The sequence below is a fragment of the Mesotoga sp. HF07.pep.5.2.highcov genome (genome assembly GCF_003666285.1).
Taxonomy (GTDB): Bacteria; Thermotogota; Thermotogae; order Petrotogales; family Kosmotogaceae; genus Mesotoga; species Mesotoga prima.
Genome location: NZ_JFHJ01000298.1, coordinates 1 through 5,450, shown reverse-complemented (window position 1 = coordinate 5,450; position 5,450 = coordinate 1). Strand labels below are relative to the sequence as shown.

Here is a 5,450-nt window from a genome sequence, read left to right as displayed (position 1 = left end):
CTGAACTTCGCCAGGCAGGGTACCGTCCCCCAGAACGGAGCGGTAGATGGTACGGTTATGTCAAGACTTGAAGCTTTGGAACTGGCTTTGACGGATTCCACCGGAAGACTTATCGACACCATGGATCTACAGCTGAGAATAACCGCTCTCGAAAACAGAATTAGCTCTCTGGGAATCTCTACAAACGGGAGTGTATCTCAGAGCACTGTCGAATCACTCAGACAGCAGATCATGAAATTCGTTGAAGATCTTTCCTTGACCACCAAAAAGCTGGACATGCTTGCTCTTGATGTACAGAATGTACAGAACAGCATGTCTGATCTCACGGTTATGGAATCAAAGGTCAACGATGCCGTTAGAAGAGTTGACACACTCAGTGGCAACGTAAGTATGATACAGAGCAGTATTTCTTCAAACGAAAGGGCTATTTCGACTCTTGATTCAACTGTAAGGTCATTGTCTTCATCGTTAAGTGACTATGATGCCAAACTCAGCACAATAATCAACAGGGCATCTGCAAATGCAATCGAAATTGCATCGATCAAGGAATCAATGACGACACTTTCTGGCGATGTCCTGAGCGTGAGAGATCTCCAGAACAAGATCTCTTCTCTTGAAGATCAGATTGCTAATGTGAAGCTTCCTACCGAGGCGATTGATAAGCTTGATTATCTTTCGGCAAGAGTGAACGCGATTTCTTCGGATTACGCAAAAATCGGAGATCTCCAGAACTACGTGACCAAGACCGACCTTAAGGCAAACTTGAATCTTTATGCTGGGATCGACGAGCTTGCGCAGGTTAAAAACTCCAGCGAAGTGTTGTATAAGGATCTCCAAACCCTGAGAGACGACTTCGCTTCTGAAACCGGAATTATCAAGAGCGATATTGGAAATCTCCAAAGAAGCATCAATGCGATAAACGAAATCGTTACTATCCATGAAAATGAACTCGCTTCTCTAAAGTCTTCGGTTAGCACTGTATCCACTCTCAGGAGCGACCTTAACGCTCTGAATTCCAAGTTCAACGCTCTTACCGATCAGCAGTCGAAGAACTTTGCTGCAACACAGGCTAGCATCGGTGATCTCGAGGCAAGGATTAATGAGAATATGGATATGCTTAACGTGACCGTCGACGCGAGTCTTTCCAGAATCTCTCTTGGAATGGATACGGTTAACACACAGCTAGGAAAGAACGAAAGTGAGATCAAGGCACTGAAGACCAGAGCGGATTCACTAGAATCGAGGCTAAACACAACGGTAGTCAATCTTGAAAGATACCTCAAAATTAGCGACCTTGAGACTCAGCCTGTTATTGTGAATCTCTCGGAAAGAGTAGCCGAGATCAACAAGGCCACTGTTGACGCCGCCACAAAACAGGATGTTGAAGCACTTCAGAAAAAGACTTCACCCTGGCTGATTCTCTCTACAGTAAGTTCGCTTGCTGCTCTAGGAATATCCATATGGGTTCTTATTGATTCAGGAATAATATAGTAGAATAGCTTTCGTAATGATTGACCCGGGGTTTAACCCCGGGTTTTTGCTATAATTGAAGCTGACGAGTTGTTGCTGGAGGTGCTTATGAAAGTCGCAGAGATTTCTTCACTAGGTAAACACATAAATGAACACGTACAGATCAGGGGTTGGCTGAGAAGAAAAAGATCGAGTGGGAAGATCCAGTTCCTCTTCTTGAGGGATGGTTCCGGATTCGTTCAGGCAATCGTAGAGAAGTCAAGCGTGCCCGAGAGCGTCTTTCAGGTTGCGGCCTCCTTGAAAATGGAGTCAAGCCTTATAGTCACCGGTCTTGTAAAGGCCGAGGAAAGAGCTCCCGGCGGTGTCGAAGTACTGGTAGAAGATGTTCAGATAGTTCAGATCCCCGAAAAGGACTTTCCAATTAACAAGCCTGACCACTCGATTGATTTTCTTATGGACAACAGGCATCTTTGGCTGAGGACTCAGCGGCAGACCCATGTTCTTAAGATTCGTCATGAGATAATACGTGCCGTCAGAGAGTTTTACAATGATCGGGGCTTTGTCCTGGTAGACACCCCGATATTCACCGGGTCAATTGGAGAAAGCGCCGGAAATACATTCGAAATAGACTACTTCGATTATGGAAAGGCATATCTAGCGCAGACGGGACAGCTTTACCTTGAAGCGGCCGCTATGGCTCTTGGAAAGGTCTATAATCTTGGACCAACTTTCAGAGCAGAAAAATCAAAGACAAGAAGACATCTCATAGAGTTCTGGATGAACGAAGCAGAAGTCGCGTATTACGGGCACGACGATAATATCAAGCTTCAGGAGGATCTCGTCACCTATGTCGTTAAGAAAACTCTCGAAAGAGCCGGAGAGTATCTTCGCTCTGTTGGACGAGATACGTCGAGACTAGAGAAGATCGAGACTCCATTCCCTAGAATAACCTATGACGAGGCAATAAAGCTTCTGGTAAAGAAGGGGTTCGATATCAAATGGGGAGACGACATCGGAGGCGATGAAGAAACGGCAATTGCAAATGAGTTCGAAAAACCGGTTGTTGTCGAACGGTACCCAAGAATGATGAAAGCCTTCTACATGCAGCCCGATCCCGAGAGACCGGAAGTAGTCCTATGTGATGACATGCTGGCCCCAGAAGGCTATGGAGAGATAATCGGGGCTTCTGAGAGAATTCACGACCGCGACTTGCTTGTCGAAAGAATACAGGAGTATGGTCTCGATGTCGAATCATACGACTGGTATCTCGACCTGCGAGACTATGGTACGGTTCCACACAGCGGCTTCGGTATGGGAATCGAAAGAATTGTTGCATGGATTGCAGGTCTTGAACACATCAGAGAAGCGATACCCTTTGCAAGAACGCTCTACAGGATTCATCCTTAGGAGGTTATATGCGAGAAGAACGCTTCCTTACGCCCGGCGAGGTACAAGAGGATAATTCAATCAAGAGTCTTAGGCCTAAGACTCTACAGGAGTATATTGGTCAGAACCAGATAAGGCAAAGGCTTCGAGTGGCGATTGAGGCTGCAAAGGTACGGCGTGAAGCCCTTGACCACACACTGCTGGCCGGCCCCCCGGGACTGGGAAAGACTACTCTTGCCCATATAATCGCTAACGAGCTGGGATCTGAGATATACGTTACTTCAGGACCTGTCATAGAGAAGCAAGGAGATCTGGCCGCAATTCTAACCGGCCTGGAGCGAGACGATGTGCTTTTCATAGATGAAATTCACAGACTGAACAGAAGCGTTGAAGAGATACTGTATTCGGCTATGGAGGATTTTCAGCTTGACATAATGATTGGTAAGGGACCAAGCGCGAGATCTATACGTCTCGATCTGAATCCCTTCACTCTAGTTGGTGCAACTACGAGAAGCGGTTTCATAGGGGCTCCTCTTCGAAATAGGTTCGGTATGATACTCGAAATGGAGTTCTATCCGGACAGGGATCTAAAGCAGATTATTCTACGCTCTGCCACCCTTTTGGGGACTTCGATTCGGGACGATGCAGCCCTTCTGCTCGCAAGAAGGTCGCGAGGTACCCCAAGAATCGCAAATAGGCTGTTAAGGAGAGTAAGAGACATCGTCACCGTTGAAGGTGAAAGCGAAATCACCATGGAGACCGTTGAATCGGCAATGACTCTGCTTTCAATAGATTCGGAAGGACTCGATTCAATGGACAAAAAACTCTTATCGATTCTCATTGAAAGCTATAACGGCGGACCTGCAGGTGTAAAGGCCATTGCCGCTTCGCTAGGAATTGAGCCGGAAACAATAAGCGAAGTATATGAACCATTCTTACTTCAGAGTGGATTCCTCGTAAGGACAAGTCGGGGAAGGATGGTTACGGAAAAGGCATACAGGCACCTCGGCCTCCCCCTTGAGGGAAGAAATACTCCGCTCTGGAACTACGCTGATCATAGAGAAGAGGTAGAGGAATAGGATGGCTGTTTCTTCGGACAGGCCCATCTATACCGGAACCTGTAAGTCGACAAGGCCATTTTTGCTGGATAATCTTTTGTTTTATAAGAGCATTTTCAGAGTTTGCTTAGGAGAAAGTTTTCCTTCATTTATCGCGGGGTGAGAGTTATGAAGGCTGCAGTGTTCTACAACAGAACCAGAATCTCCGCCGAGATGCTTGACTGGCTTTCAAGAGAGATAGAATTACATAAGATCGATACTTCCTTCTGCGAAGATCGTGCTTCCTGTTCCGTTCCGGAGCAGGATGTCATCCTTACGTTTGGGGGAGACGGAACGGTCCTCGAGGCAGTACAGATGGCTGTTCTCAACAATCTTCCCATCATGAGCTTCAGAGTTGGTAGTGTCGGATTCCTAGCTGCCTTTGAACTCAGCATGCTGCATACGGCCCTCGACCTTTTGCAGGAGGGAAAACTCGATGGTGTCGATAGGAATGTAATGGAGATAAGCCTTGATGGAACCGTAAGATATGCTCTCAACGATTGCGTCGTCGAGCGTTCAACACCAAGCAGGACTGTCTCCTTGTCAGTAGAAATATCAGGGCAAAGCAGCTACCAAGTCGTAGGCGATGGCATAATCTTTGCCACAAATACGGGCTCCACTGCTTATACGATGGCGGCGGGCGGCGCACTTGTTGATCCCGAGGCCAATTGCTTCCAGATAACGCCAATATGCCCCCATAATCCCTTCGTTGGATCGATAGTCATAGGAGCCTCTAGAAAAGTGAGAATGGAAGTGAAACAAGACAAGGGCTTTCCTCTAGAAGCCTATGTGGATGGGGAGCTCGTCTCTGAACTGAGGACCGGGGAAACCATTGAAGTTTCACTCTCAGATAGAAAGGTGACTCTTCTCAGGGAAGGAAGCTTCGATTTCGTCGCTTTGCTCAAGAGAAGGCTCGCTTTTGGAGGTCGGCTTAAGGATGATATCTAAAGTAGGCCTTGAAAGAATAGGTAATTTGAGAATCGAGATCTTGAGAATGGCCAGGTATGTCCAGAGCATCTTCAACAAGACAATGGTCGCAGTACTAGAGCGAAATGAACACCAGGCGAGAGATGTGATATATTCCGATTCTGTGATAGATTACCATCAGGTGGAGCTGCAGGCAATGATAATTGGTCTAACGGGTATATTGACTCCAACTGGCAAAGAGCTGAGGCTTTTGACGCTCTCAATGAATATCGTCAGTGCCCTGGAGAGAATAGGTGATAAGTGTGTCTTCATTTGCGAGACAAGTCTTTCACTTTCGAAGAGACCGCCTATCGGATACTACGACAAGATGAAGTCTATGTTTGAATCTGTCTCGATTATGACTAAGGGAGCAATAGACAATCTCGTTGAACCATCTCTGTCTGAAGCAGAGAGGCTCTGTAAGAGCGATGACGCTATTGATCGAATGCAAGAAGAGGTGAAGTCTGATCTGATTCGTTATTGCGAGCAATCGCCTTCGGTTGTTGGTAGGGCGTTTGACCTTATGATGAT

General features: G+C 46.7%; 5 protein-coding genes. All 5 read left to right on the top strand.

What is annotated here, in order from left to right:
* A partial coding sequence (locus BG32_RS06330; RefSeq protein ID WP_121526580.1) for an S-layer protein occupies positions 1-1,491 on the top strand: 1,491 nt, incomplete at its 5' end.
* Between the two features lie 87 nt (positions 1,492-1,578).
* A complete protein-coding gene (asnS, locus tag BG32_RS06325; protein WP_121526579.1) occupies positions 1,579-2,877 on the top strand; it encodes an asparagine--tRNA ligase in 1,299 nt (432 codons plus the stop codon).
* 8 nt (positions 2,878-2,885) lie between these two features.
* Positions 2,886-3,935 (top strand): Holliday junction branch migration DNA helicase RuvB, encoded by a 1,050-nt coding sequence (gene ruvB, locus BG32_RS06320; protein WP_006492778.1) that lies wholly within the window; start codon positions 2,886-2,888, stop codon positions 3,933-3,935.
* A gap of 147 nt (positions 3,936-4,082) precedes the next feature.
* A complete protein-coding gene (locus tag BG32_RS06315; RefSeq protein WP_049794041.1) occupies positions 4,083-4,901 on the top strand; it encodes an NAD(+)/NADH kinase in 819 nt (272 codons plus the stop codon).
* Positions 4,891-5,450: phosphate uptake regulator PhoU (locus BG32_RS06310; protein ID WP_147434855.1), on the top strand; the 560-nt coding region annotated here is incomplete at its 3' end. The genes BG32_RS06315 and BG32_RS06310, both read left to right, overlap by 11 nt.